Annotated in this window: 28 protein-coding genes; 13 read left to right on the top strand and 15 right to left on the bottom strand. The window is 65.5% G+C overall.

Going from position 1 to position 26301, the window contains the following annotated elements:
* Window positions 1-158 precede the first annotated feature (158 nt).
* Window positions 159-983 carry a dienelactone hydrolase family protein gene (locus ACFDR6_RS16450; RefSeq protein WP_375858873.1) on the bottom strand — a complete coding sequence of 275 codons (825 nt, stop codon included), beginning with the start codon at window positions 981-983 and terminating at the stop codon, window positions 159-161.
* A 195-nt stretch (window positions 984-1178) separates the two neighbouring features.
* Between ACFDR6_RS16450 and ACFDR6_RS16445 the strand changes: the two genes are divergently transcribed.
* Window positions 1179-1406: a DUF2093 domain-containing protein gene (locus ACFDR6_RS16445; RefSeq protein ID WP_212080178.1), complete on the top strand. Its 228-nt coding sequence runs from the start codon at window positions 1179-1181 to the stop codon at window positions 1404-1406.
* A gap of 16 nt (window positions 1407-1422) precedes the next feature.
* On the opposite strand, the gene ACFDR6_RS16440 is transcribed toward ACFDR6_RS16445, so the two are convergent.
* Entirely contained in the window at window positions 1423-1740 is a 318-nt protein-coding gene (locus ACFDR6_RS16440) for a hypothetical protein (protein WP_375858872.1), read from the bottom strand.
* A gap of 480 nt (window positions 1741-2220) precedes the next feature.
* On the opposite strand from ACFDR6_RS16440, the gene ACFDR6_RS16435 reads away from it, so the two are divergent.
* The gene (locus ACFDR6_RS16435; protein ID WP_212080174.1) at window positions 2221-2418 is read left to right on the top strand and encodes a hypothetical protein; all 198 of its coding nucleotides are present in this window, start codon (window positions 2221-2223) and stop codon (window positions 2416-2418) included.
* A gap of 255 nt (window positions 2419-2673) precedes the next feature.
* Here ACFDR6_RS16435 and ACFDR6_RS16430 read toward each other — a convergent pair whose 3' ends face one another.
* The 7 genes from ACFDR6_RS16430 to ACFDR6_RS16400 all read right to left on the bottom strand — a co-directional run bounded on the left by ACFDR6_RS16430 (window position 2674) and on the right by ACFDR6_RS16400 (window position 8793).
* Window positions 2674-3009 (bottom strand): GYD domain-containing protein, encoded by a 336-nt coding sequence (locus ACFDR6_RS16430; protein WP_212080172.1) that lies wholly within the window; start codon window positions 3007-3009, stop codon window positions 2674-2676.
* Between the two features lie 248 nt (window positions 3010-3257).
* Window positions 3258-4274 carry a tetraacyldisaccharide 4'-kinase gene (gene lpxK, locus ACFDR6_RS16425; RefSeq protein WP_375858871.1) on the bottom strand — a complete coding sequence of 339 codons (1017 nt, stop codon included), beginning with the start codon at window positions 4272-4274 and terminating at the stop codon, window positions 3258-3260.
* Entirely contained in the window at window positions 4267-5583 is a 1317-nt protein-coding gene (locus ACFDR6_RS16420; RefSeq protein WP_375858870.1) for a 3-deoxy-D-manno-octulosonic acid transferase, read from the bottom strand. Before ACFDR6_RS16420 ends, lpxK begins: the two co-directional genes overlap by 8 nt.
* Window positions 5576-6295, bottom strand: coding sequence for a lysophospholipid acyltransferase family protein (locus ACFDR6_RS16415; protein WP_212080168.1), 720 nt, complete (start codon window positions 6293-6295; stop codon window positions 5576-5578). The genes ACFDR6_RS16420 and ACFDR6_RS16415 overlap by 8 nt, the downstream gene beginning before the upstream one ends.
* The gene (locus tag ACFDR6_RS16410; RefSeq protein ID WP_063197361.1) at window positions 6292-6534 is read right to left on the bottom strand and encodes a DUF4170 domain-containing protein; all 243 of its coding nucleotides are present in this window, start codon (window positions 6532-6534) and stop codon (window positions 6292-6294) included. Before ACFDR6_RS16410 ends, ACFDR6_RS16415 begins: the two co-directional genes overlap by 4 nt.
* A gap of 62 nt (window positions 6535-6596) precedes the next feature.
* Entirely contained in the window at window positions 6597-7415 is an 819-nt protein-coding gene (locus tag ACFDR6_RS16405) for a 3'(2'),5'-bisphosphate nucleotidase CysQ (RefSeq protein ID WP_317242321.1), read from the bottom strand.
* Window positions 7402-8793 (bottom strand): TldD/PmbA family protein, encoded by a 1392-nt coding sequence (locus tag ACFDR6_RS16400; RefSeq protein WP_317242320.1) that lies wholly within the window; start codon window positions 8791-8793, stop codon window positions 7402-7404. The genes ACFDR6_RS16405 and ACFDR6_RS16400 overlap by 14 nt, the downstream gene beginning before the upstream one ends.
* 264 nt (window positions 8794-9057) lie before the next feature.
* Here ACFDR6_RS16400 and ACFDR6_RS16395 point away from each other — a divergent pair, with 264 nt between their 5' ends.
* Window positions 9058-9576 (top strand): DUF6101 family protein, encoded by a 519-nt coding sequence (locus ACFDR6_RS16395; protein WP_317242319.1) that lies wholly within the window; start codon window positions 9058-9060, stop codon window positions 9574-9576.
* Between the two features lie 84 nt (window positions 9577-9660).
* Here ACFDR6_RS16395 and ubiA read toward each other — a convergent pair whose 3' ends face one another.
* Both ubiA and ACFDR6_RS16385 read right to left on the bottom strand, forming a co-directional pair.
* Entirely contained in the window at window positions 9661-10617 is a 957-nt protein-coding gene (ubiA, locus tag ACFDR6_RS16390; protein WP_375858869.1) for a 4-hydroxybenzoate octaprenyltransferase, read from the bottom strand.
* A 142-nt stretch (window positions 10618-10759) separates the two neighbouring features.
* Window positions 10760-11425 (bottom strand): hypothetical protein, encoded by a 666-nt coding sequence (locus tag ACFDR6_RS16385; RefSeq protein WP_317242317.1) that lies wholly within the window; start codon window positions 11423-11425, stop codon window positions 10760-10762.
* Between the two features lie 211 nt (window positions 11426-11636).
* On the opposite strand from ACFDR6_RS16385, the gene ACFDR6_RS16380 reads away from it, so the two are divergent.
* The 6 genes from ACFDR6_RS16380 to ACFDR6_RS16355 all read left to right on the top strand — a co-directional run bounded on the left by ACFDR6_RS16380 (window position 11637) and on the right by ACFDR6_RS16355 (window position 17602).
* A complete protein-coding gene (locus ACFDR6_RS16380) occupies window positions 11637-12383 on the top strand; it encodes a 16S rRNA (uracil(1498)-N(3))-methyltransferase (protein ID WP_375858868.1) in 747 nt (248 codons plus the stop codon).
* Window positions 12384-12516: 133 nt separating this feature from the next.
* On the top strand, window positions 12517-13668 hold the full coding sequence (locus ACFDR6_RS16375; protein WP_317242315.1) for an ATP phosphoribosyltransferase regulatory subunit: 1152 nt from the start codon (window positions 12517-12519) through the stop codon (window positions 13666-13668).
* A 4-nt stretch (window positions 13669-13672) separates the two neighbouring features.
* Window positions 13673-14650: an ATP phosphoribosyltransferase gene (gene hisG, locus ACFDR6_RS16370; protein WP_212080149.1), complete on the top strand. Its 978-nt coding sequence runs from the start codon at window positions 13673-13675 to the stop codon at window positions 14648-14650.
* Window positions 14651-14750: 100 nt separating this feature from the next.
* A complete protein-coding gene (locus ACFDR6_RS16365) occupies window positions 14751-15797 on the top strand; it encodes a glycosyltransferase family 2 protein (RefSeq protein ID WP_317242314.1) in 1047 nt (348 codons plus the stop codon).
* On the top strand, window positions 15794-16639 hold the full coding sequence (locus ACFDR6_RS16360; RefSeq protein WP_375858867.1) for a ChbG/HpnK family deacetylase: 846 nt from the start codon (window positions 15794-15796) through the stop codon (window positions 16637-16639). The genes ACFDR6_RS16365 and ACFDR6_RS16360 overlap by 4 nt, the downstream gene beginning before the upstream one ends.
* Window positions 16640-16765: 126 nt before the next feature.
* A complete protein-coding gene (locus ACFDR6_RS16355; protein ID WP_375858866.1) occupies window positions 16766-17602 on the top strand; it encodes a DUF2076 domain-containing protein in 837 nt (278 codons plus the stop codon).
* Between the two features lie 92 nt (window positions 17603-17694).
* Here the strand turns inward: ACFDR6_RS16355 and ACFDR6_RS16350 are convergent, their stop codons facing one another.
* The gene (locus ACFDR6_RS16350; RefSeq protein WP_212080144.1) at window positions 17695-18507 is read right to left on the bottom strand and encodes a L,D-transpeptidase; all 813 of its coding nucleotides are present in this window, start codon (window positions 18505-18507) and stop codon (window positions 17695-17697) included.
* 316 nt (window positions 18508-18823) lie between these two features.
* Here ACFDR6_RS16350 and ACFDR6_RS16345 point away from each other — a divergent pair, with 316 nt between their 5' ends.
* The gene (locus ACFDR6_RS16345; RefSeq protein WP_212080143.1) at window positions 18824-19609 is read left to right on the top strand and encodes a protein phosphatase CheZ; all 786 of its coding nucleotides are present in this window, start codon (window positions 18824-18826) and stop codon (window positions 19607-19609) included.
* 165 nt (window positions 19610-19774) lie between these two features.
* On the opposite strand, the gene ACFDR6_RS16340 is transcribed toward ACFDR6_RS16345, so the two are convergent.
* Window positions 19775-20296, bottom strand: a complete 522-nt coding sequence (locus ACFDR6_RS16340) for a hypothetical protein (RefSeq protein WP_212080142.1) — start codon at window positions 20294-20296, stop codon at window positions 19775-19777.
* A 316-nt stretch (window positions 20297-20612) separates the two neighbouring features.
* Here ACFDR6_RS16340 and ACFDR6_RS16335 point away from each other — a divergent pair, with 316 nt between their 5' ends.
* From ACFDR6_RS16335 to ACFDR6_RS16325, 3 genes are all read left to right on the top strand, one after another.
* Window positions 20613-20909 (top strand): co-chaperone GroES, encoded by a 297-nt coding sequence (locus tag ACFDR6_RS16335; protein ID WP_212080141.1) that lies wholly within the window; start codon window positions 20613-20615, stop codon window positions 20907-20909.
* Between the two features lie 116 nt (window positions 20910-21025).
* On the top strand, window positions 21026-22657 hold the full coding sequence (gene groL / locus ACFDR6_RS16330) for a chaperonin GroEL (RefSeq protein ID WP_212080140.1): 1632 nt from the start codon (window positions 21026-21028) through the stop codon (window positions 22655-22657).
* Between the two features lie 141 nt (window positions 22658-22798).
* Window positions 22799-24010, top strand: coding sequence for a hypothetical protein (locus ACFDR6_RS16325; RefSeq protein WP_375858865.1), 1212 nt, complete (start codon window positions 22799-22801; stop codon window positions 24008-24010).
* 73 nt (window positions 24011-24083) lie between these two features.
* Here the strand turns inward: ACFDR6_RS16325 and ACFDR6_RS16320 are convergent, their stop codons facing one another.
* Together ACFDR6_RS16320 and ACFDR6_RS16315 are read right to left on the bottom strand one after the other, a co-directional pair.
* Window positions 24084-24482, bottom strand: a complete 399-nt coding sequence (locus ACFDR6_RS16320) for an META domain-containing protein (protein ID WP_375858864.1) — start codon at window positions 24480-24482, stop codon at window positions 24084-24086.
* 143 nt (window positions 24483-24625) lie between these two features.
* Window positions 24626-26290: an L-lactate permease gene (locus tag ACFDR6_RS16315; RefSeq protein WP_375858863.1), complete on the bottom strand. Its 1665-nt coding sequence runs from the start codon at window positions 26288-26290 to the stop codon at window positions 24626-24628.
* Between the last annotated feature and the right edge of the window lie 11 nt (window positions 26291-26301).

Genomic DNA, 26301 nt, shown 5'->3' with positions numbered 1-26301 from the left:
TGAAACCGGCGCCACTCGCCACTCGTAGATTTTGGGTCGGCCATTTTCCGTGCAGGGCGGTGGTCGATGCGGGGCTGTCCGCCCAACGTTGTTCCTCGGGCGGCCCCGCTTCCGCCTTCGCTTCTAACGAGCTACAGCGCGACAAGTCCGCATCCGGGCTAACGCGCCAGCCACTCCGCGACATCTTTCTGCGATTGCGTGCGCGCCTCTGCATCCGTGCCGAGATGGACGCGTTCGGGCGCGGCGGCATCGTTGCTGCCGGCAGCCGCGTGCCGTGGCGTGTTGGCGCGGTCGAAATCGTGATTGGCGCCGGGATAGACCACGATGCGCGCCAGCGCGCTGCGGCCACGCGCGCCCTCGACCATCTGGCGGCAGGCCGGCGGCGACGAGACGTCGTCATCGGCGCCGATCAGCACCAGGGTCGGCACCCGCGTGCTCCAGCCGAGGCCGGCGGAGATCCGGCAGTCCGGATAGAACGCGATCGCGGCGCGGAAATCGGGCCCCGGATCGCGCGCCGCACTCTGCGGGCGCACGGCCCAGAGCAGCGCGCTCGCGCCATTGGCCCAGCCCATCAGGCTGACGCGGTCGCGCGCCACCCAGGACTGCTTCATCAGCCAGGCGCGCGATGCTGCGACATCCGTGACGCGCTCGCGCCGCGCCTTGACGTGCATCTCGCTGACGCGGCATTGCGGCCCGAGCTCGCGCGAGCCGTAACTGTCGGGCAGCAGCACGGCATTGCCCGCCCTGAGCAGCCGCTCGGCCCAGTCGCGATAGCGCGGCAGCACGGGATCGGAATGGGTACCGAGCCCGCCGCAGCCGTGCAACGCGATCACGGTCGGAAACGGGCCCTCCCCTGCGGGCTTGTAGAGCTGCGCATGGAGGATGCCGGACGCCAGCGGAATGTCGACTGCTTGCGGCGCCGGCGCGGCGCGCGCGGCCGACATCAGCAGCGACAGGAACAGGGCGGTCAATCGAAGGCGCATCGGACTCTGCCGTAGGAGATGCCGGAACCAGCGATCCATGGCGCGACGCGCCATCACGCGGAAACGGCTGCAAAACATCACAAACCGGTGGGTTTACCGGGCGGACAAGCCGCCCTATCTATGCTACATCCCGTCCAACACATCGTGCCCTCCAGGGGTTGCCCTGGAAACGGCCTTCCACGGAGACTTTCGACCGTGCTGAACAAGTTCGGCCCCTCGGGCCATGGCGAAGCGCAGGTGCAGTATCTCGACGGCGACTTCCGCGTGATCTCGCCGGGGACCTTCGTGCGTTGCGCTATCACCGACACGCGGATTCCGCTCGACGAGCTGAAGTACTGGAGCGTGGATTTGCAGGAGGCCTACGCCACCCCGGCCGCCGTGCTGCAGCGGCATTTTCCCGGCGCGCCGAAGCCGCAGCCGTGAGGCCCATGGCGCGCGGCTATCGCTGCTCCGTGCCATCGGACGAGCCTGCGCAAGTGTTGATGAAATCCTTCCGGGCCTTCCCGACGATCTTCTGATCGATCGCCTGCTTCAGGCAATCCAGGCGCGCCTGCGCCATGCAGAGCTGCATCTGGTCGCGCTTGTCCTGTCCCTGCAGAGCTTGGGTCGTCGCCAGGCACGTGACCCGCTTGGTCGCGGGAACGGGCACCGTGCCGGCCGGATTTGCCGGAGTTGTCGGCGGACTCGCTTGTGCAAGCACCGGCGCAATGCTCAGACACACAAGGCTCGCGGCGACGGCGGCAGACGGCAGCTTCATCGAACTCTCCTGATGGTCCGGAAGCGATAGACTCTTTGCGATGAATGCCCCCTGAATGAGAGGGTGCCGCAACTCCGGCAACGCGCACGCTTCGGCCGGCCAGAACGCGCGGTGCAGTTTTCTCGGCATCATCGAGATGCGGACATTGCTCGCGCACCTGGGTTGCGCGTCTGCGACCGAAATGGTCTCCGTCGAATCGGCCTGCGTTGCATCGAAGAGCGCGTGCACTCCGTGGTTACTCATTTCGCGCTGTAGTTGGATTTGCGCCGCGCCTTGGCGCCCTTAAGTTGTTTGACGAAGTCTCGGTGAAACACAGCACTGCTATATTGCAGGTCAGGTCGTTGGGGAATCGAGCGACCGGACGGCCATCGAGCTTCGGATTTGCCGCCGTCTGTGAACGGCCTCATATGGAAGAGCCGATCGGCGGACTACGATCGCCTCGGAAACTCGCGGTGGAATATCTGTAAATCGAAGGCAACGATGGGGGTGATCATGCCCACCATATTAGACCTGCTCTATCGTGAATATTGCCGCGCCCGTCTCGCTGAAATGCGCAAACAGCTTCTGATCTCAGCTAAACGCTCTGAAGCGTTCGAAGCAGATCATCGCCCTGCGGAGCAGGATGACGATGGGATCACGGAGGCACATCGCAAGACCGGTCACGTCCTGCCGAGTTGAAGCGACCCGACACGGCGATCTCTCCCGCGTAGCAGTGACCAAGCAACTGGCAGCAGTTTGGGAGTCAGCAATGAATACACCCGAGTGGTATGCCGTCATCGCGACCTGCATCTCGTGCCTGACCATTGTCGGTTTGATGGCCGTCGGGGCGTGGTGAGCAGGTTCCCATGCCTCTTTGCAGACATGGTTCCGATTTCGACATGAGCACAGCCGCTGCGTCGTTCGACTGCGGCGGCTGTGCGTTAGATTCGGACGTCAGCTTCCAGGCGGGGTATACGAAGAACGCAGCTTCGCCGCGTTCTGGCGGACATGCTTGATCTCGTCCTGCGTGAACAACCGAACCAGTTTCACGTTCTGCAGGGTGCCCGCCGTCACGGTCAGGCCGGAAATGGCCGGAGCCGTACTCGGATCAGGCACATCGAAGATCACCAGGACGCCGGGACCGTCGGCAGCAACGCTGTACATTGAAATCAGCTTTCCACCGGCCGCTTCAATGAGCTTCCTGGCGGCCTCCTGGCGATTGGTTGCCGGGTTTTCCAAGATGGCGTTGAGAGCGCGTGGTGTGTATTGGCCGGTGAGGCAAAAATGCATGGCATGTTCTCCTCTGCTTTTGGCAATGACTCTCCGTGCCGCTCCGAACTGGTCGTTGCGGCCGTCGCACCTGAAATAATGAAGATCGCGCCCGCCGTGGGCATAAACGCCGTCTATGATTGCCGGGAGTTCGGCACGTCCTGGTGACGGCTCTCTTGGAAGGCTACATCAGTTGCCAGGTGTGCGGAAGAGAATTCGTCCGCCGCGCTTTACGAGCTACGGCAGAGACGCTTGCCTAATGCACGAGATCAACGCGCGCTGAACCGCCGCTCGCGCGCCCTGTACAGATGATCGCTGATCAATTGCCGCAGCTTTGCCGGCTCGTCGAACTCGAGTTGCACCGCGAACGACACGATGCCGTCGGGCACGCCTTCACGGCCGCGCAAACGCGCGAGATCCTTTTCCGTGGTCACCAGCGTGAGCTGCTCGCGCTGGGCCTCGACGGCGAGGGCGGCCAGCTCCTCATTCGAAAACATGTGATGGTCGGCGAAGGCACGCGTGCGCGCGACATCTATTCCGCTGGCGCGCAACGTGCGGACAAAGCGCTCGGGATCGCCGATGCCGGCGAAGGCGAAGACCCGCTTGCCGGATAGCTGCGCGAGCGATGCAGCAACGGGCTTCAGGTGCGCGCGCAGCTCCGGCTTGTCGCGCTTGGCAAGCTCTGCCGCGACGTCGTTGGCGGCGCGGCCATCGCCGATCAGCACCAGCGCATCGGTGCGCCCGAGCTGCGCCCTCAGCGGCGCGCGCAGGGGACCGGCGGGAAACACGTTGCCGTTACCGAGGCCGCGCTCGCTGTCGATCACGATCAGCGAGGCGTCCTTGAGCAGGCGCGGGTTCTGAAAACCGTCGTCCATCAGGATCACGGTGGCGCCTTGCGACTTCGCCAGCGCGGCGCCATCGAGACGATCACGCGCGACCGCGACCGGGACGTCGCGCGCCATCATCAGGGGTTCGTCGCCGATATCGGCCGCGGTGTGGCGTTCGAGGTCGACCATGACCGGGCCTTCGAGGCGGCCGCCATAGCCGCGGCTGAGCACCACCGGCGTCTCACCGAGCTCGCGCAGGAGCCTGGTCAGCGCCAGCACGGTCGGCGTCTTGCCGGCGCCGCCGACATGGTAATTGCCGACACAGATCACGGGAATGCCGGCGTCCGCGCCTTTGCGCAGCATGCGCCGCTCGGTAATCGCGCCGTAGAGCAGAGCCAGCGGCTGTAACGCATAGGACGTGAAGGAGCGCGGCCGGTACCAGAAGGCCGGCTCACGCATTGGCGGCCCCCATCTCGATCCGCAATTGCAGCAGATAGGGCTCGAGCGCCGTCATGGTGCGCTCCAGTGCGCCGCCGAGCTGTTCGACCACGCCGCTGCCGGCGCGCTGCATCTTGTCGCGCGTGACGGGATCGGCCAGCAACTGGCCGAGCTGCTTGACCAGCGCCTCCTGCGTGTCGGCCTGCCGCGCGCCGCCGCTCGCATCGAGCGCCGCATAGACATCGGCGAAGTTGAACACGTGCGGACCATGGACGATCGCAGCACCCAACTTGATCGCCTCGATCGGGTTCTGCCCGCCATGATGGATCAGCGACCCACCCATGAACACGATGGGCGAGAGCCGATAGAACAGGCCGAGCTCGCCCATGGTGTCGGCGACATAGATATCGGTCGTCGCCGTCGGCAGTTCCTCGCGTGAGCGCAACGCCGGCTTCAGGCCCGAGGCCGTGATCTGGCCTGCGATCGAGGAGCCGCGATCGGGATGCCTCGGCACGATCACGGTGAGCAACTGCGGGAAGAAACCGACGAGGCTGCGATGCGCCGCGACCAGCATCTCGTCCTCGCCCGGATGGGTCGAGGCCGCGACGATGATCGGCCGCCCGCGCGTCATCGCCATCAGCCGCTCGAGCCTGGCGGGATCGGCCGGCGGTGCCGGCACGTCGAGCTTGAGATTGCCGGTGGTGACGACGTCGCGGCCGCCGAGCGCGGAGAAGCGTTCGGCATCCGTCTTCGACTGCGCCAGGCAGATGTCGAACCGCGACAGCAGCGCCGAGATGGTGCCGTGCATACGCTGCCAGCGCGGGAACGAGCGCGGCGACATCCGCCCGTTGATCAGCACCATCGGCACCCGGCGCGCTGCGCCGGCGAGGATCAGGTTCGGCCACAGATCGGATTCGATGAACAGCGCCAGCGACGGCGTCCAATGGTCGAGGAAGCGCGCGACATAGCGGGGGGAGTCATACGGCACGTACTGATGGATGACGTCGGCCGGAAAGCGCTTTGCGACGACGGCGGCCGAGGTGACGGTCCCTGAGGTGAGCAGGATGCGCAAATTGAGATCGCGCAGGCGCTCGATCAGCGCCGCGGCGGCGAGCACCTCGCCGACACTGGCGCCGTGGATCCAGACGAGCGGGCCATGCGGCCGCACGTCCCGGGACAGGCCCCGGCGCTCGCCGACGCGCGCGGGGTCTTCCTTGCCCTGCTTCAGTCGCCGCTTGATCAGCGCAGGCGCGAGCGGCACGAGGCCAGAGGCCAGGCGCCGATACATCCGCAGCGTGATCGGCAGCGCAATGGGCAGCGATTTAGGCATCTTGAGGCCCCGGGCGGCCGAGTTGCGCGTAAGCGCGGCGGGTCGCCTCGTTCAACGTCTCTTCCAGCTCCAGCCGCAGCGCTTCCATCGCGGCGGCGTCGGCATCCGGGGGAACGTGGATTTCCTTGATGCCAACCAATGCGCCGCGCCCGAATGGCAGATTGATGGTGGTGCGGTCCCAGTTCTTCAGCCGGATGAACCGGCTGGTCGCCATCGCGAAAGGCATGATCGGCCGCCCCGATTCCCGTGCCAGCATGATGATGCCGAGCCCGGCCACGCGCGCGCGCTTGGGGACATCGGCGGTCAGCGCGACATTACAGCCGTCCTGAAGCGTCCGCACCATTTCCTTGAAGGCGCCGACCCCGCCCTTGCGGTGGAATGCGCCGCCATGATCGCCGGAACCGCGGATCAGGCCGATGCCGAGCCGTTCCACCGCGATGGCGTTGAACTCGCCGTCACGGTGACGGGAGATCAGCACCTTGGCCCGATAGGAGGCCTTGTTCTGGTTCTTGATGAAGGGCGTAAGGAAATGCTGGCCGTGCCAGAACGCGAAGATCGCAGGGAGCTGCGGCTCAACCCGCGCATAGACGTCGGGCGGATCCAGCGTGAATTTGTTGGTCCGCCAGACCAGACGCAGATATTCGGCCGCCAGGACCCCGACGGCACGCTGAAACCAGCTGCTTCGCAGCGTATTGCGAAGCAGTTTTTTCAACGTGCCGGTTCTTGATTCGGGTCGAGCAGCCGGTGGAGATGGACGATGAAGTAGCGCATCTGCGCATTGTCGACCGTGCTCTGCGCCTTGGCCCGCCAGGCGGCGTGGGCGGTCGCATAATTCGGATAGAGGCCGACGATCTCGACGTCGTCGAGATTCTTGAAGGTGTTTTGCGTGAGATCGACGAGCTCGCCGCCGATGACGAGGTGAAGCAGTTGTTGCGGGGCACTATCTGGCATGAGTTCTGTTCCTAACGGGCTGCCCGGCAAAGCAGTGTTCGAGAAGCACGACAAAAAGCGCCTTAGGCCAAGGGACGGTTTCGAAAATGCGCGACAATGCCCGCATGACGATCGCGTCCCGCTGCCACCAGCACCCCGTGCGCCACTTCCCGGCGGTTATAGAGGATGGGTTCTCCGGAGAGGTCGCTCATTCTACCACCCGCTTCCTGCACGATCAAATCGGCCGCCGCAAGGTCCCAATCATGGCTGTTGCCGCCCGCAAAAGCCGCATCCAGTGCGCCATGGGCGACCCGGCACAGGCGCAGCGCGAGCGAACCGATTCGCGGATGCAGCTTGATCTCGCCGAGTGATGGCTTGAGCCGTTCGACCAGCGGTTTCGGGCCGGCGACGCGCGCGAAGTCCAGCCCGGATCCCGGCGAAGCCTGCACGGCCGCGCCATTGAGCGTGGTGCCCTGGCCGCGCGCGGCGAAGAAGAACTCCCCGCTCGTCGGCGCGAACACCGCGGCCAGCACCGGCGATGCATCCTCGACCAGCGCGACGCTGACGCACCATTCGTCATGGCCGCCCAGATAGTTGCGCGTGCCGTCGATGGGATCGACGATCCAGGTCAGCCGCCGCGACAGCCGCGCCGCGTCGTCGGCGCTCTCCTCGGAGAGCCAGCCATAGTCCGGAGTCGCCGCGCGCAGGCGGGCTTCCAGCAGGTCGTTGACGGCGATGTCGGCTTCCGACACCGGCGAAGAGGCGCCCTTGGTCCACTTCTTCAACTCGGTGCGGAACATCGACTGCGCCAGCGCGCCCGCTTCCCGCACCGTGTCTTGCAGCAGCGCCGCGTCGCGCGTCAGGATGGCTTCGCCAGGGGAGTTCGCGTCAACGTCCGCCAAGCGTCAAACCCTCGATGCGCACCGTCGGCGCATTGATGCCGTAGCGGAACTCGAGATTGTTCGCCGGCTGCATCGACTTGAAGATTTCGAACAGGTGGCCCGCGATTGTCACCTCGCTGACGGGATAGGTGATCTCGCCGTTCTCGATCCAGAAGCCGGAGGCGCCGCGGCTGTAATCGCCGGTGACGCCGTTGACGCCGGAGCCGATCAGATCGGTGACGTAAAATCCCTGCTTGATGTCGGAGATCAGCTCGGCCGGGCTCGGTGTGCCGGGCTCGAGATGAAGATTGTAAGGGCCGGGCGACGGCGAAGACGACACGCCGCGATGGGCGTGGCCGGTGGTGGTGAGGCCGAGCTCGCGCGCGGTGGCGCAGTCGAGCAGCCAGGTCGTCAGCACGCCCTCGTCGACCAGCGCGATCTTCTTCACCGCGACGCCTTCGGCGTCGAAGGTCTGCGAGCGCAGGCCGCGCTTGCGCAGGGGATCGTCGATGATGCGGATGTTCTTCGCGAACAGCTGCTGGCCGAGCTTGTCCTTCAGGAAGCTGGTCTTGCGCGCGATCGAGGCGCCGTTGATGGCGCCGACGACATGGCCGACCAGGGAGCCGGCGACGCGCGGATCGAACACGACCGGCACCTTGCAGGTCTCCACCTTGCGCGGATTGGAGCGCGCCACCGTGCGCTCGCCGGCGGAACGGCCGACGGCGTCCGGGGACAACAGGTCGGCGGCATGCGGTGCCGAGGTAAAGTCGTAGTCGCGCTCCATGCCGGTGCCTTCGCCCGAGATGGCGGTGGCCGAGATGCCCTGGCTGGAGCGCAGATAAGAGCCGTGAAACCCGGTCGAGGTGACGAGCACCATGCCGCCGATGCCGGCGGAAGCGGAGGCGCCGCCGGATTTCGTGACGCCCTTCACGCCGAGCGCCGCAGCTTCGGCCGCGAGCGCGCGGCGCTCGAGCTCGCTGGTGGCAGGCACGTCGGGATCGAGCAGATCGAGATCGGGGAAGTCGCGCGCGAGCAGCGCGGGATCGGCGAGGCCGACATATTTGTCGTCGGGCGCAACGCGCGCCATCGCGACCGCGCGTTCGGCGAGCTTGGTGACGGCATCGCCGCTGACGTCGTTGGTCGAGACCACCGCCTGGCGCTGGCCGACCAGCACGCGCAGACCGACATCATCGCCCTCGGACCGCTCGGATTCCTCGACGCGGCCGTCGCGCACCTCGACACCTTGCGAGACGCCGCGCACCGCGACCGCATCGGCCGCGTCCGCGCCGGCGCGCCTGGCAGCCTCCACCAGCCGCTGCGCGAGATCGGAGAGCGCGGACTGATCGAACAGGTCGCGATTGGCTTTAGGCGAAAGCGTTGAGCTTGGTGAAGAGTTCACGAACGAAATCCTGTTGGGGCGGGGTTCGGGACCGGAACCCACAGATGTGCCCTAATGGCGCGGACTTCAAGCATTTTCAGCCCGCCAAAAGCTCAGATTCGCCGGTTGCGCGCAACGTCTCGTCAATCATGCGCGCCAAGCTCTTGTCAATCATGAGCAGCGGTGAGGATGGATTAACCAGCCTTTTTAAGCGGTTTCGGACGAGCGCGCGCTAAGGTCCTCGCATCGACCGGGAATATAATCCCGGCGGGGAGAACTAGAGCCGTGAGGCGTCAAACAGCAACATGCGGGGTCGGTCCCGCCGGGTCGAGCCGCTCTCTGCGGCTCGACCCTCTTTCCCTCCCGGTCCGCTTCGATGCGCATGATCCGCGCGCCGACGGATACACGAGGCAGATCGAGCTTCATCGCGAGCGTGTCGTGCTGCGTCGTGCCGTCCGCGGCATGCAGATGGCGATCAACGTCCGCGTCAGCGACTTCACCGGTGTCGCGCTGCGCGGCAATGACGAGGCGCAAGCCCTCGTGCTCGTGCATCGCGATCCCTCGCTCTCGGTGCCGCTGCTGGTCGGCGTTGATAGCGAAGAACTCGCGGAAGCCTGGGCGGTCTGGAGCGAGCTCTTCGCACTTCCGCAGCTCGACGAAGGTGCGCGCAAGCCCGCAGCCCGCCGCCGCCGCGCCAATGCGATCCGAGCCCGCCGTCCGAAATTCCTGATGCGCCGCCGTGTTGCGATGGCGCGCGAGCTCACCGTTCATCAGGGCGAGCGCGAGATCATCGCCAGGAATTGAACGACAATCACGGTACCGTAGGGTGGGCAATGCGAAGCGTGCCCACCTTTCTATCGATCATTGAAAGATCGTGGGCACGGCGAGCTACGCCGACCGCATCACCGCGTCGGCCAGCAACCCCGCGAACAGCATCAGCCCGGCATCCCTGTTCGAATAGAACAGGCGCTTGCACAGCTCGGGATCGTCGATCCGCAAGCGCGCGATCTGCCACGCCAGATGCGCGGCAAAGGCGGCAAGGCCGAGCCAGGCCGGCCAGCGCGCATCGCCCGAAGCCAGCGCGACGCCGATCAGCATCACCGCGATGCCATAGAACAGGATCAGCGCCTGATGCGTATGGGCGCCGAACAGGCGCGCGGTGGATTTGACACCGATCAGCGCGTCGTCCTCGGCGTCCTGATGCGCATAGATCGTGTCATAGCCGATCACCCAGGCGATCGAACCGGCATAGAGCACCAGCGCGGTGACGTCGATGCGTCCGAAGGTGACGGCAAAGCCCATCAGCGCGCCCCAGGAGAAGGCGAGCCCGAGAAAGACCTGCGGCCACCAAGTGACGCGCTTCATGAAGGGATAGATGGCGACGATCAGGAGCGAGGCGATGCCGGTCATGACGGCAAAGCGGTTGAACTGGAGCAGCACGACGAACCCGACCAGCGCCAGAGCGACCAGGAAGGCCAGCGCCTGCTTCACGGTGATCTGCCCCGCGGGCAGCGGCCGCGAGCGGGTGCGCTCGACCTTGTCGTCGAGATCGCGATCGGTGATGTCGTTCCAGGCGCAGCCCGCCCCGCGCATCGCGAAGGCGCCGACGAGGAACAGGACGATGGTGAGCGGAAGGTCGCGGACGTCATGCGCCATGCCGTTCGCGAGCGCTGCCGACCACCAGCACGGCATCAGCAGCAGCCAGGAGCCGATCGGACGATCGAAGCGGGACAGGCGCAAATAAGGCCGCGCCCATTGCGGCGCACGCGTATCGACCCAATTGCCGGTGGAATCGGCAACGCGGGCGGATGTGCTAGTGCCCAGTTTTCGAAGTTCGTATTCCATCGCGGCGTATCCCGGTACGAACTTCGAAAACTACAGGGGCACTAGCCAGAAAATCTCAATTCACGTGCCGCTTATCGATTTGAAGTTCCTATCAGGATCTCGCGACGAGCATCGTAGGAACTTCAAATCGGCGACACGTGTATCATCGCGTGAGGACGTTGCCGTTGAGCGTATCGAAGGTGCTGCCGCCCTTCTTGCCGGCATTGGCCTCAGGTGCGGAGCCCGACCCCAGCACCTCGCTCAGCGACGGGCCGGCCGGACCGCGAGGCTGGTTCTGCATCTGTGCCGCGACGTTGCAAACCTTGGTCGCCATGGCCTCGGTGTTCTTGTGGCCGGCCTTCATCTGATCACCGACCTGCGCCGGGATTCCGCATTTGGCGGCATTGGCCTCGATGTACTTGAGCATCTTCGACTCGGCCTGGCTGAAATTGCGGATCAGCTTGCAGGCCTCGTCCGGCGCCGCATGACGGTCGCTCGCGGCCTTGATCAGCTTGCCGCGCTTCTCGGCTTCTTCGCGCAGGGGCATGAACGCCTTCATGCAGTCCTCGCCGGGACCGGCTTGCGTCGGCGGAGCTGCGCTGAACGCGCCAGCGCCCCCGAGGGGCGCAGCGCCATTCACGGGGAAGGACGATTGCGACGGCGCCGTGCCGACCGAAGCGGTCGGCGCCGAGCCGTTCACGGGGGGAAACGCGGAACTGGTGGCAGCCTGATTCGGCAGCGGCGCCGGGAAGGCGCTTTGCGCATAGGCGCCCGCGGCGCTCAGGGTGACCATGGCGGCAGTGATCGGAACCATCAAATGACGGATCATCAAGAAGGTCTCTCCGGCAGGAGCTTACGGGGTCCGGCGTCTTCCCAATTGAAGCGCAACCAGCGTGCTCGCGATTTTACGATTCCCGCCGGCCCTTAACAACCCGTCGAATAGGGCAAGAGCGCGGCGCGCCGACGCATGAGCTTGGCAATATTTACCCCCGAAATGGCTGCTTTCGGTTAATAACGGCCTCAAATTGGACTTTTGAACGATGCCTTCCCACGATTTTCGTGCTCCCCGCCTGTTCGTCGATGCTCCCCTGGCCCAGGACGCCAGGGTCGCGCTCGACCGCGACCAGAGCAATTATCTCGGCAACGTGCTGCGGCTTGCCGCGGGGGCGGAGGTTTTGGCGTTCAACGGCCGCGACGGCGAGTGGCAGGCCGCCATTGAAGGCCGCAAGCGGCCGGACGGCCTCGTCATCCTTCAGCAGACCCGGCCGCAGGACCGGCTCGCCGACCTCGCTTACGTCTTCGCCCCGCTCAAGCACGCCCGGCTCGACTACATGGTCCAGAAGGCCATTGAGATGGGCGCCGCCACGCTGCAGCCGGTTCTGACCCGGTTCACCCAGGCCTCCCGGGTCAATACCGAGCGAATGCGGGCCAATGTCGTCGAGGCCGCCGAGCAATGCGGGATTTTGAGCATCGCCAGCGTCGCCGAGCCGGTAGCCTTGGAGCGCTTCCTCAGCCAGCGCCCGGCCGACCGCCTGCTGATCTTCTGCGACGAGGCGGCCGAGGTCGAAAACCCGGTTCAGAGCCTGCAAGCCGCTCGGGCGGCTGGACAGGGTATTGACGTCCTGATCGGCCCCGAAGGCGGCTTTGCCGAAGAGGAACGGGCCCTGCTGCTGCGGCAGCCCAAGAGCCTTCGGCTGGCCTTGGGCCCCCGGATCATGCGGGCGGACACCGCCGCTGTGGCGGCGCTGGCGCTGGTGCAGGCGGTGCTGGGCGATTGGGGCAACTGATCCCGGCATTGCCCACCCGTTAAGCGATTGATCCTTTGGAGGTCGAAACCGCGCATCGGCCATGCTAAGGGCTGCGCCAATCCTGTCCTTAATCCCTTGCCTGCCCGGTTTTACCGGGACGATGGATCCCGTTATGACCGCGACTGCCACCACGAATGCTGCCGGCTCCGCCGCCTGGGCGGATACGCTGCTCTTGTCGTTCGCGCAGGCCGGTTACGTCAGGGCCGAGCCCGCCATCCTGCAGCCGGCGGAGCCGTTTCTCGACCTCTCCGGCGAGGACATCCGCAAAAGCCTGTACCTGACGACCGATCTGTCCGGCGAGGAGCTGTGCCTGCGCCCGGACCTGACCATTCCCGTTGCCCGCGACTATCTCGCCTCCGACCGCGCCGGCCAGCCGGCCGGGTTCAGCTATCTCGGCCCGGTGTTTCGTTACCGCAGCGGCCAGGCCAGCGAATTCCTCCAGGCCGGCATCGAATCGTTCGGCCGCCAGGACCGCGCCGCGGCCGATGCCGAGATGCTGGCGCTGGCGCTGGAGGCGACCGCGGCCTTCGGCGTCCGCGACGTCGAGATCCGCACTGGCGACGTGGCTCTGTTCAACGCGCTGCTCGACGCGCTCGACCTCTATCCGGTCTGGCGCCGCCGCCTGGTCAAGGATTTCAACCGCAAGATCAGCCTGGAGCAGGATCTGGAGCGGCTGGCGGCCGCGACCACCGCTGGCCCCAGCGAATACCAGGGCGTGCTCGCCGCGCTCGCCGGTTCCGACCGCAAGGCGGCGCTCGCCTTCGTCACGGATCTGATGTCGATCGCCGGCACCACCAATGTCGGCGGGCGCACCACGGCCGAAATCGCCGATCGCTTCCTCGAGCAGTCGACGCTGAAGGGCGGCGCGCTGCCGCGCGAGGCGATCACCGTGCTCAAGCGCTTTCTGTCGATCGCGGGCAATCCCGACGACGCCATCGCCGCGCTGCGCGCGCTCACCTCTGATGCCAAGCTCGACCTTGCCGCGGCCATCGATCAGTTCGAGAGCCGGGTCGGCTTCATGGCCGCACGCGGCATCGACGTGAAGCAGACGCGCTTCTCGACCGCGTTCGGACGCGGCCTCGACTATTACACCGGCTTCGAATTCGAGCTGCATCATCGGGGCAACGGCGCCGAACCGCTGGTTGCCGGCGGCCGCTATGACGGGCTGATGACCCAGCTCGGTTCAGTCGAGCCGATCCCGGCGGTCGGCTTTTCGGTCTGGGTGGACGCGCTGACCCGGATCGGCCGCAAGGTGGGAGCGTAACATCATGAGCGCGCCATTCGTTCTGGCCGTTCCCTCCAAGGGCCGCCTGCAGGAAAACACCGAAGCCTTCTTCGCCCGCGCCGGCCTCAAGCTGTCGAAAGCCGGCGGCGCCCGCGACTATCGCGGCACCATCGCGGGCCTCGACAATGTCGAGGTCGCCTATCTCTCGGCGAGCGAGATCGCCGCGCAGCTTTCGCGCGGCCTGGCGCATCTCGGCGTCACCGGCGAGGACCTCGTGCGCGAGACCATCGCGGACGCCGACAAGCGCGTGTCGCTGATCGAAGGGCTCGGATTCGGCTATGCCGACGTCGTCGTCGCGGTGCCGCAGGCCTGGATCGACGTCCGCACCATGGCCGACCTCGACGACGTCACCACCGGCTTCCGCGAGCAGCATCACATGCGGATGCGGGTCGCGACCAAGTTCGTCAATCTCACCCGCGCGTTCTTCCAGGCCCACGGCATCAGCGATTACCGCATCGTCGAGAGCGCCGGCGCAACCGAAGGCGCGCCGGCGGCCGGCAGCGCCGAGCTGATCGTCGACATCACCACGACCGGCGCGACCCTCGCCGCCAACGGCTTGCGGGTGCTCGACGACGGCGTGATCCTGCGCAGCCAGGCCAATCTCGTGGCGTCGAAGGAGGCCGACTGGTCGCCGCAGGCGCGGGAGACGGCGCGAATCATTCTCGATCACATCGCAGCGCGGGCGCGGGCCAACAAATACCGCGAGGTCCGCACCCGCTTCCGGCAATGCGACGCCGCCCTGCTCGGCGAAGCCCACAACCGGTACGGCGTCGAGACCCCGTTCGGCGGACCGACCTCGTCAGGCATGCTGACGTTGCACTGCCCCCCGGGGCAGCTCTATGCGCTGGCAAGCTTCCTGCGCGAGCATGGCGCCGAGACCGTCTCGGTGGTTTCGCTCGACTATGTGTTCGACCGGGAGAACCCGCTGTTCGCCAAGCTCGAGGCGTTCCTGCGGCGATGAGCCCCGGGTCCGTTCGGCTTTTCCGTTCAGCTTTGCGACAGCAAACGGCAGCTACCATATGCTGTTGAGATGACTTTGAACGCTTCTGGAACCTTGATCGATGACGCTGGGCTCTGACGTGTCAGGCATGACGACCACCGCGGGCAGCGCCGCCGCGAAGGGACTGTCGATCGTCGTCCCCGTCTACAACGAGGCGGCGGGCCTTGCCGCCCTGCACCAGCGAATCTGCGATCTCGCGAAGACCATGCGGGAGCGCTATCGGCTGGCTTGCGAGGTCGTCTATGTCGACGACGGCAGCAAGGACGCGACGCTCTCGATCGCGCGGTCATTGCCGGCCGATTCGATCGGCGTCCAGGTGGTGTCTCTGTCGCGCAATTTCGGCAAGGAGGCGGCGCTGATGGCCGGCCTCGACCACGCCCGGCTCGGCGCCGTCATGTTCATGGACGGCGACGGCCAGCATCCGCCGGCCCTGATCGAACAGCTGGTGCGGCACTGGATCGATGACGGCTACGACGTCGTCTACACCGCCAAGGCGCATCGCGACAACGAGGGCTTCCTGCGCCGCGTTGCCGTGCACGGCTTCTACGCGCTGATCAATTGGGGCGCGCGCCAGAAGATTCCCGAGGACGCCGGCGACTTCCGCCTGCTCTCGCCGCGCGCGGTCGCCGCCCTCAGGCAGCTGCCGGAACGCAACCGCTTCTTCAAGGGACTCGCCAGCTGGATCGGCTTCCGCCAGATCCGCGTCGACTACGAGCCCGCGGCGCGGGCCCATGGCGTCACCACATTCAACGCCGCAAGCCTGCTTGGCCTGTCGATCGAGGGCCTGACCTCGTTTTCGGTCGCACCCTTGCGCTTCGCGAGCCTGCTCGGTGTCATACTCGCCGGTGGCGCCTTCCTGTTCGGCCTTTCGATCCTCTGGGAGGTATTGACGACCGGCAAGCAGGTGCCCGGCTATCCCTCGCTGGTGATCGGCCTGATGACGATCGGCGGCGTGCAGCTCATCATGATCGGCATCGTCGGCGAATATATCGGCAAGATCCTCTCCGAGCTGAAGGCGCGCCCGATCTACTTCGTCGCCGAGCACAGTGAAAAGCACTTCGAGGCGGACAAGGCTGACGACGCCGCGAAGCGGACGGCGGCCGAATGAACGCGGCCGCGGACCTGCGGCGGATCTGGCTCTGCGCCGACGATTACGGCATCAGCCCGGGCGTCAACCGCGCCATCCGCGACCTGATCGAACGCGGCCGCCTCAACGCCACCTCGGTGATGATGGTGGGCCCGGCGATCGCGCGCAGCGAGGTCGAGGCGCTCCAGGCGGCCGCGACCACGAGCCCGCGCTGCGCGATCGGATTGCACGTGACGCTGTCGGCGCCGTTCCGCCCGCTGACCATGCACTTCCGTCCGCTGGACGGCGACATGTTCATGCCGTTTCCGAAGCTGTTGCGCGCCAGCTTGGTGCGGCGGCTCGACCCCGAATTCTTCCGCAACGAGGTGAAGGCGCAGCTCGCCGCCTTCGCGGAGGCGTTCGGCCGCGCGCCTGATTTCGTCGACGGTCATCAGCACGTGCAGCTCTACCCGCAGGTGCGCGACGGCTTTGTCGAAGCGGTCGCCGAAGTCGCGCCAAACGCCTGGGTGCGTCAGGGCGGCCGAGACCTGCCGCTCAGGGAGCGGCTGGCCTCTCCCAAGGCCATGGTGCTCGATATCCTCAGCGCGCAATTCCGCCGCCGCGCCGGCAGCGCCGGCCTCAGCTTCAACCCCGGCTTTGCCGGTGCCTATGACTTCACGCGGGTGGCCGATTTCGGCGAGCTGATGCGGCAATTCCTGGAAGGCCTGCCGGACGGCGGCCTCGTGATGTGCCATCCCGGCTTCGTCGACGATGTCCTCGCCGGCCTCGACCCGATGACGGATGTCCGCGAACGCGAGCACGCGTATCTCTCAGGCGATGCCTTCGCGCGCCTGCTCGCGGACAGCGGCGCCACGCTGGGATGAAACCGGCGATAAAGGCTGCGGGAGGGCAGCTTGTCGCATACCGAAATTTAATCCGGCCGGCACTGTTGGGGCCACAATGGAACCCTACATCTGCCTCGCGCTTGGTTTGCGCAGAGGAGATAGATCATGACGCCGCAGGAACGCCAGCTCGTTGACGACCTTTTCGACCGGCTTTCAAAGCTGGAAAGCGCACCACGCGATCCCGACGCGACCGCCGCGATCTCCAACGGTTTGCGCAAGGCGCCGAGCGCGATCTACGCGCTGGTGCAGACCACGCTGTTGCAGGACGAAGCGCTGAAGCGCGCCCATGCTCGCATCCAGGAGCTGGAAGCGGGGCAGGCTCCCGAACAGGCACAGTCCGGCGGCTTCCTTGATTCCATGCGCGAGTCCCTTTTCGGCGGCGGTCCGTCGCGGGGCTCGGTTCCGAACGTGCCGCCGCGCGACGCGCGGCCGGCCTGGAACACCGGCCAAGCCATGCAGCAGTCCCAGCCAGGCTACGGCCAACCGCCTTACGGACAGCCCTATGGCCAAGGTCCTGGTCAAGGCCCCGGTCAGGGCTTGGGAGGATCGCCGGTCGGCGGTGGCGGCGGCTCGTTCCTCGGCACGGCGGCGGCGGCTGCGGCCGGCGTGGTTGGCGGCTCGCTGCTGCTCTCCAGCATCCGCGGCATGATGGGCGGATCGCATCAGCAGGCGTTTGGCGACACCAACGCCTCGGGCGACCGCAGCCCCTGGGGAGGCGGCGGCGGCGACCAGTCGTCCGGCGGATCGCTCGCGCGTGACGCGGGTCTCAACGACATCGGCTCGAACCGCGATTCGCGCCAGGGCTTCTTCGACCAGGCCTCGAACGACGATCGGAACAACAACGATCAGAACTACGGCGACAATCACGACGACGGCAACATGGACATGGCCGACGACAGCGATTTCGGCGGCGGAGACGACGGCGATAGCGATTACGCGTAAGGGCCAGTCCGTACCTTCGCAAACGAGAACGGCCGCCGATGAGGCGGCCGTTTTCATGTCCAGCTTCTCCCGGGCGGGAGACGAGTGAAGAGTCAGAGCACCACCACCTTGGTGCCGACATTGACGCGGCCGTAGAGGTCGATGACGTCCTCGTTGCGCATGCGGATGCAGCCGGAGGAGACGTTGGTGCCGATCGTCCATGGCTCGTTGGAGCCGTGGATGCGGTACAGCGTCGAGCCGAGATACATCGCGCGGGCGCCGAGCGGATTGTCCGGACCACCCTCCATGTGCCGGGGAAGGTCGGGGCGGCGCGCGATCATTTCAGGCGGCGGCGTCCAGGCCGGCCATTCGCGCTTGGCCGTGATCGACTTCACGCCGGACCAGGTGAAGCCGGGACGCCCGACGCCGATGCCGTAGCGCATCGCCCTGCCGTTGCCTTCGACGAGATAGAGGAACTTGTTCGGCGTATCGACCACGATCGTGCCGGGACTTTCCTTGCCGCTATAGTCAACAGACTGTTTCTCGAACCTCGGATCGAACGGACGCTGCCGCGGATCGGCCGCCTCCTGCTGGAGCGTGCTTTGCTGATATCCGCCCTGCAGCTGCGGCTCGCCCATCGGCGGCAGGCGGCGCTGATCGTAATAGCCGGGCTGCTGCTGATACACCGGTTGCTCCGGCGCGTAGGCCGGACCGCGGCCGGGACCGTCGCCGAACAGGAACTCGATGAAGCCGCCGCCCATGTTCGAATTGGATGCGACGCGCACCGGCGCCGGCGGCACCCGCGGCTGGTAGAGCACCGCAGGCGGATCGTTTGGCACCGAATTGTCGAAGGCGCCGGCACTGGTTGCGCCGGCAATGAGGATGCAAGCGCTGCCGAGCAGCGCAACAGACATTTTCTTGAACATCGACGTACTCTGTACTGTTTCGTCTAGATCACATGCGCCGTGGAGGGCTGATGGCCGGTCCGCGCCCCTCGACGTGGTCAATAAAAAGCAAAAGCCGTTTTGTTTGGTAAACGTATCGGCCGTTTGGATTCACCACGTCGCCAACCGAGGGGCAATTTGGCGATCAGCGTTTATTTTCGATGAACGCGGCGCGGCCATGGTTAATCGCTTCTTTGCGAGGGGTCGCGCGACGCCGCACAACAGTTCCTGCTGTGAACTTCGTGTTAAATCGCTTCTGACTACAAAGTCGCGTGAGTGAGGTGGGGGGAGTTTCCTGATGGCTGTTCACCGCAAACGTTTTCGCGTCGAGGATATCGCTGGTGGCGAGATGCCGATTTTGGACGTAACCGAAGAGGCAATGCCGATGCATAGCGAGATCATGGCCGAGCTACGTGCGATCCGCGCACAGATGGCGAAGGGCAGCGCGCCGCTATCGGGCAGCGCGGCCATGGCGGCAATCGACGCCTCCACCGCCCACGAGCTCTCCGAGGCTCGCACCATGCTCGAAACCTATCGGGCCCAGATCGAGCAGTGCGAGAAGCTGAAGGTCGAGCTCGACCTCATCCATGACGCGATCGACCGCACCAAGCGCGAGATCGCCACGCTGCACGGCAAGAGCTTTGACGGCGGCGAGATGGCCAAGGTCAACGGCGAACTCGGCGCGGTCGTCGGCGGCACCGAGCACGCGACCCAGCAGATCCTCGAAGCCGCGGAATCGATCGACCAGGCCGCCAGCGCAATGTCCAAGGTGGACTCGGTCGACCAGCAGAAGCGGCTCGCCGACGACATCCAGGAACGCGTGATCTCGATCTTCGAGGCCTGCAACTTCCAGGACCTGACCGGCCAGCGCATCAGCAAGGTCATGACCACGATGAAGTTCATCGAGCAGCACATCAATGCGATGATGGAGATCTGGGGCGGCGTCGACGCGATCAAGTCCCACGTGCCTGCGCATGCGCATGTCGACAACCGCAGCGAGGACGAGAAGCTTCTCAACGGTCCGAAGCTCGCCGGCGACGTCGGCCATGCCTCGCAGGACGACATCGACGCGCTGTTCGACTGAGCGGACGCGACAGACGGAAAACAAAACGCCGGCCGAGAGGCCGGCGTTTTTTGTTTGCCGTCATTGCGAGGAGCGAAGCGACGAAGCAATCCAGGCTGCCTCCGCGGAAGCAGTCTGGATTGCTTCGCTACGCTCGCAATGACGAACGGTTAGGCCGGGACCTCGCTACGCCCTCGGCGCGCAGCGGACGTAGACCATGTTGCCGTAGCGGGTGGCGGCGTCCTTGTCGATGAAGCGGGTGATCAGGACCCGGCCGTCGAAGGAGATGATCTCGCGGTCCTGGTCGCCGGGGGTCGGGCCCGCTGGTCCGATGTAGTTCTTGCCGCTCGGCGACCCCTTCAGCCGCAGCTCCTGGGGCGTTGCCTGATCGGCCAGATGCATGATCACGCCGCCGGAGGAGCCGGCGGTGATCACATAGGGATTCTTGCACTGGGCCCGGGCGGCAGCCTCGGTGCGGGCGCGGTCGGCCGGGTTCTGGAACGAGGCCAGACCCCAGCGGCCCACGATCTCGTCGGCGCGAATGGTCGCGGGCATTTCCGGAGCTACTCCCGGCTCGGCTTCGGGCGGCGGCGCGGACGACGTCAGAGACGGCAGGCTGAAGCCGCCGCCGCAAGCGCCCAGCAGCAGCGCCAGACAAGAGGCGGCCGCCAGATTGGCAACCGTGCGCGCGTGAGCCGAACTGATCATGGCATTCCCCCGAACAAAACCATGGCCGCACCCCTCCCGCAGCCAAGCGCAAAACCGCTGCCGGAGCAATGACGTCCTTTGACACGCCGGCGCCCCGAACACGTTTCCAATGCCACCATCCTATATCCGCCTCACCAATCGCTTAACCACCTTTGCTTGACAGGATCGCGGCCAAGCCATATTTCCGGGCGTACTATTAGCACTCGGAAAGCCCGATTGCTAAGCGCGCCGTTCGATTCTCGGGATAGGGGATGGACGGAAGCGCCGCCCCACCCACTTCCACTACTTCCGAAGCGAGCCTCCAAAGGGAAACGTCATGGCTAAATCCAAATTTCGTCCGCTGCATGACCGTGTCGTGGTCAAACGTATCGACGCCGAGGAAAAGACCAAGGGCGGCATCATCATTCCGGACACCGCCAAGGAAAAGCCGTCCCAGGGCGAGGTCGTCGCCGTCGGCCCCGGCGGCCGGGACGAAGCCGGCAAGCTGACCCCGATCGACCTCAAGGTCGGCGACCGCGTGCTGTTCGGCAAGTGGTCGGGCACCGAGGTCAAGATCGACAACGAAGACCTCCTGATCATGAAGGAGTCGGACATCATGGGCGTTCTGGCCTAAGGCCATCCGCCTGAACAGCCGCTGAATGTGATGCCCGGATCACGCGATCCGGGCATCCATCATTCCGCCGTACAGCACAAAACAAGACACAGCACGAAACACGAGGGATTGCAGACATGGCTGCCAAAGACGTCAAGTTTTCCGGAGACGCGCGCGAACGCATGCTGCGCGGCGTCGACATTCTCGCCAATGCCGTCAAGGTGACGCTCGGCCCGAAGGGCCGCAACGTCGTCATCGAGAAGTCGTTCGGCGCGCCCCGCATCACCAAGGACGGCGTCACCGTCGCCAAGGAGATCGAGCTCGAGGACAAGTTCGAGAACATGGGCGCCCAGATGGTGCGTGAGGTCGCCTCCAAGACCAACGACCTGGCCGGCGACGGCACCACCACCGCGACCGTGCTGGCCCAGGCCATCGTGCGCGAAGGCGCCAAGGCGGTTGCCGCCGGCATGAACCCGATGGACCTCAAGCGCGGCATCGACAGCGCGGTGGCGGCCGTCATCAAGGACATCGAGAAGCGCGCCAAGCCCGTCGCCGCCTCCTCCGAGGTCGCCCAGGTCGGCACCATCTCCGCCAATGGCGATGCCTTCATCGGCAAGATGATCGCCCAGGCGATGCAGAAGGTCGGCAACGAGGGTGTCATCACCGTCGAAGAGAACAAGTCGCTCGACACCGAAGTCGACATCGTCGAGGGCATGAAGTTCGACCGCGGCTATCTCAGCCCCTATTTCGTTACCAATCCCGAGAAGATGACGGCCGAGCTCGAGGACGCCTACATCCTCCTGCACGAGAAGAAGCTCTCGGGCCTGCAGGCCATGCTGCCGGTGCTGGAAGCGGTGGTGCAGTCGGGCAAGCCGCTCGTCATCATCGCGGAGGACGTCGAGGGCGAGGCGCTGGCCACCCTGGTCGTCAACCGTCTGCGCGGCGGCCTCAAGGTCGCCGCGGTGAAGGCGCCGGGCTTCGGCGATCGCCGCAAGGCCATGCTCGAGGACCTCGCGATCCTGACCGGCGGCCAGCTCATTTCCGAAGACCTCGGCATGAAGCTGGAGAACGTCACGGTGAAGATGCTGGGCCGAGCCGGCAAGGTCGTGATCGACAAGGAGAACACCACGATCGTCAAGGGTGCCGGCAAGAAGCCGGAGATCGAGGCCCGCGTCGGCCAGATCAAGGCCCAGATCGAGGAAACCACCTCGGACTACGACCGTGAGAAGCTCCAGGAGCGCCTCGCCAAGCTCGCGGGCGGCGTCGCGGTGATCCGCGTCGGCGGCGCGACCGAGATCGAGGTCAAGGAGAAGAAGGACCGCGTCGAGGACGCCCTCAACGCCACCCGCGCCGCGGTGCAGGAAGGCATCGTCCCCGGCGGCGGCGTCGCGCTGCTCCGCGCCAAGAAGGCCGTGGGCCGTCTCACCAACGCCAATGCCGACGTCCAGGCCGGCATCAACATCGTGCTGAAGGCGCTTGAAGCCCCGATCCGCCAGATCGCAGAGAATGCCGGCGTGGAAGGCTCGATCGTCGTCGGCAAGATCCTGGAGAACAAGTCCGAGACCTTCGGCTTCGACGCCCAGAACGAGGACTATGTCGACATGGTCGCGAAGGGCATCATCGATCCCGCCAAGGTGGTGCGCACCGCGCTGCAGGACGCCTCCTCCGTGGCCGGCCTGCTGGTCACCACCGAGGCCATGGTCGCCGAGACCCCGAAGAAGGAAGCTCCGCCCGCCATGCCCGCCGGCGGCGGCATGGGCGGCTTCTGAGCCGATCCATTCATTACAATGTTGCGAAGGCCGCCTCCGGGCGGCCTTCTTTTTTGCAGACTCTGCCTTCAGCTTTCCGATTCAACCGATGGCGAAAACCCACTACGGTGGCGCGCCGATTCTTGATCAGGGATTTCCGCGATGCGCGCGCTTCTGGTTTGTCCGACAGCCCTTTTGGCGGCGCTGCTCGTCGCTTCGCCCCAACCCGCATCCGCGCAGATGAAGCTGTCACCCAAGGCCGCGGCGCCCGGCGGCGTGGAGACGCGCTATTTTACCTCGATCGACGGGCTGATGGACGGCAATGCCGACGTGATCCTCAAGGAAACGCGCCAGGGCAAGACGGTCACGGCGGCGGTGCTGGACGTCTGCTATCCCGTCGCGAAGAACTCCGACCGCAAGGACCGCTTCGTCGTCAATCTCCAGGTCGCGGGCCAGACGCTGACCGGTACCACGCAGAGCACCGGCGAGAAGGCTCCGGTCAGCGTCAAGCTGCTGCGAAAGCAGAGCGGGGACAGCGTCGAGTTCCGCGGCCAGATCAGCATCGGCCAGGTGGTGACCGAGGTGACCTCGCCCGATAATTCCGACCTCAGCGAGAAGGAATTTCAGGACAACCAGACCTCCGACGACGGCATCACGCCGCAGCCGAAGGATTTCACCGACGTCTCGCCGGAGGCCATCGCGGTCAAGGTCAAGCTCGATGCGGCGACCGACTTCCTGAAGAGCCTGAAGGGCCAGGAGATCGAGGTGACGCTGGCCAGCCTCAGTGTCGGCTGCGACGCGCTGCGCGCAGGCGAGCAGACCATCAACATGTCGGTCGATCCCGAGCGCGCCAGCGCGCTGCTGGCGAAATTCAAGGCGATGCCGGGCGTCACCGCCGCAGGCTGGACCGCGGGCATGACCGAGATGGACCGCACCATCCGCTTTCCCGCGGCCGACTGGCGCGAAGGCGACAAGATCAACCGCAACAAGCTCGCAGCCGCGGTCTCGAACGTCTTGAGCCGAACACTCGCCGCAAAGCCGGTCTCGCAGAACTTCAATCCCGCCACGGGCAAGCTGAAGCTGGTCTTCAAGCGGCCGAACCAGGATTTTCCGGCGCTCGAGCTGACCGACACGATCGAGGTCGCGGGGCTCGTCTCGCCCGACAAGCCGGGCACGACCGACAAGCTCATGCTCTGGATCGGCAGCCCCGCGACGACCACCGCCGACGAGAGCAGCGGCGCCAAGCTCAATCTCTCCGACGACGCCTCGATCGACGAGGAAGGCGAGCAGCCCGACGACAACGGTTCGTTCGAAGCGCTCACCAGGGAGCTCAGGGGTCAGCGCTGGGATGCCGACAAGTCGGTGTGGAAGTGACCCGCTGATCAATCGTGCCCCGGACGCAGCGCGATGCGCCTTGTCCGGGACACAAGAGCAACTTTCGAGGGGCCTAATTCCCCGTTGTGCGAAAGCGCAGCGACTTCGGGCCGATCAGCGTCAGCACGTCGCCCTGGCGCTTCCAGGTCTCGACACTGGAGAGCGCAGCGACGAGCTCGTCGTCGGCCTGCGCCCTTGCCGGCGGGCATGAACGGTCCTGGATCTGACCGGGGACGAAGATCACGGTGTTGCCGGCGACCGAGAACTGGCCCTTGCCGCCCTTGCACCAGAGCTCCAGCACGACTTCGCCATGGTCGCCGATCTCGATGTTCGGAATCCGCTTCGAGCCTGCTTGCGGCAGCGCTTCCAGCGTCATCTCCGTGCCGAAGGGGAATCCCTCCTGCGCTCCCGCGAGCGTGGACATCGCGAGTACTGCAACTGCCGCACACACCAATCGCTTGAGCGAAACCATGAGACCTCTCGTCCGACCTGATTTGCCGCACCTTCTATAAGACGGCGGCGTCCTTGAGAAGGTTCTCCCGCTGCAGCCGTAGATGCAAAATCCCCGCGGAGGCGAGCCTCGCGGGGATTTGCGTCGAAGCCTGGCGCGACCTGCTACTTCAGCACCATCGCCGTGAACGGCCATACATAGGCCTGCAACGTCACGAACAGGCCGACGAGACAGGCCAGCACGATCGAGTGCCAGAACACGAAGCGAAGAATCGTGCCTTCATGGCCGTACCAGTTGGTGGCCGTAGAAGCGACCACGATCGACTGCGCATCGATCATCTTGCCCATGACGCCGCCGGACGAATTCGCCGCGGCCATCAGGATCGGCGACAGGCCGAGCTGCTCGGAGGTGATCTTCTGCAGGTTTCCGAACAGCACGTTGGAGGCAGTGTCGGATCCCGTCAGCGCAACACCGAGCCAGCCGAGCAGCGTGCCGAAGAAGGGATAGAGCACGCCGGTGGCCGCGAAGGCGAGGCCAAGCGTCGCGTCGACGCCGGACAGCCGCGTCAGCGTGCCGATCGCGAGCATCGCCGAGATCGTGATCAGCGAGATCGCGCACAGCCGGATGGTGCGGCCGTACTCGATCGCGAGCTTGCCAGGACCGACACCCATCAGGAAGCCGGAGATGATCGCCGCGATCAGCATGCCCGTGCCGGTGAAGGACAGGTAAGTGAAAGCGAACACCGCGCTCTCCTTGGTCGGCCCTGGCGCAACCGGCGGCATCTTGTTGATCATCTGATGCAGCTCGGGAATGGGATAGTTCCAGACGAAGATCGAATTCGCCCAGCCTTTGAAGGTGCCGTTGCCCCAGATCAGCATCACGATGCAGACGATGATCCACGGCAGCAGCGCGCTGAACAGCTCGTTCTGCGTCAGCGGCGTCTTGTCGAGCGGCTTTGCCGCCGTCATGGTGGCGGCCGATTCATCATTGCCGCGCAACGCCGGCGACAGCCAGAGCTGCCTGGGCTGCCAGACCTTCAGGAACAGGATCAGCGCCCCCATCGAGATCAGCGACGCACCGATGTCGACGATCCAGGGATTGATGAAGTTGGAGATCACGAATTGCGGGATCGCGAACGACAGGCCGGTGACGAGGATCGCCGGCCAGACATCCTTCATACCCTTCCAGCCCGCGAATGCCCATACCACCCAGAACGGCACGATCAGTGAGAAGAGCGGCAATTGCCGGCCGACCATCGCGCCGAGAATGTAGGGATCGAGCCCCGTGACCGAGGATAGCCCCTGGATCGGCGTGCCCAGCGCCCCATAGGCAACCGGCGCGGTGTTGGCGATCAGCGACAGGCCGGATGCCGCGAGCGGCGAGAAGCCGAGGCCGATCAGCACGGCGCCGGTGATCGCGACCGGCGTGCCGAAGCCGGAAGCGCCCTCGAAGAACGCGCCGAACGAGAACGCGATCAGCAGCAATTGCAGCCGCCGGTCCTCGGTGACGCCGCCGACCGCCCGCTTGAGCAATTCAAAGCGGCCGGTTCTCACCGTTACCTGGTAGAGGAAAATGACGTTGAGCACGATCCAGCCGATGGGGAAGAAGCCGGTCACGATGCCAAGCACCGAAGCGCGGATCGACATGTTCGCCGGCATGGTGAAGACGAAGATCGTGATCAGGTTGGTCACGATCACGGCGATGACCGCGGCGATATGGGCCTGGACGCGTCCGCTCGCGATCAGGACCAGCAGCGTGACGACCGGCACCGCCGCCGCAATCGTCGACAACACCGGGCTGTGCAACGGATCATAGATTTGATTCCACATAGTCTTCTCCC

Origin of the sequence: Bradyrhizobium tunisiense, from assembly GCF_042263385.1 — a bacterium.
GTDB classification, from domain to species: Bacteria; Pseudomonadota; Alphaproteobacteria; order Rhizobiales; family Xanthobacteraceae; genus Bradyrhizobium; species Bradyrhizobium tunisiense.
Note: the sequence above shows the minus strand (reverse complement) of the source record. Positions and strands in the feature narration are given on the sequence as shown.